The sequence below is a fragment of the Planococcus chinensis genome, from assembly GCF_020071995.1.
Lineage (GTDB): Bacteria > Bacillota > Bacilli > Bacillales_A > Planococcaceae > Planococcus > Planococcus chinensis_A.
Map to the genome: position 1 here is coordinate 1 of NZ_JABWTK010000056.1, position 279 is coordinate 279.

Sequence of the window (279 nt, forward strand, 5' to 3'; positions counted from 1 at the left end):
TAGACTAACATAATTAAATGGGACAATATAAAACACCTTCGAGATGGTACACTTTTAACAAGTACACAAATCGGAGGTGTTTTTGCATGGGCAAAAACGTATATTCAAGCGAAATTAAATGGGCTGTTGTAAAAGATAAGATGAATGGGGAATTAACCAACAAGGAGATTATGGAGAAGTATGGGATTAAAAACTATTCCCAAATTAAGACCTGGATGAGATGGTATCGGAATAATGAAATTCATCGTTTTGACCAGCCAATTGGCAAGCAATATAGCT

At 35.1% G+C, this 279-nt stretch carries 1 protein-coding gene; it reads left to right on the plus strand.

Annotated features, from left to right (window positions below; all coding sequences use genetic code 11):
• Window positions 1-86 precede the first annotated feature (86 nt).
• Window positions 87-279, plus strand: a 193-nt coding sequence (locus tag HU147_RS19290) for a helix-turn-helix domain-containing protein (protein ID WP_224077682.1), incomplete at its 3' end; no start/stop codon positions are given.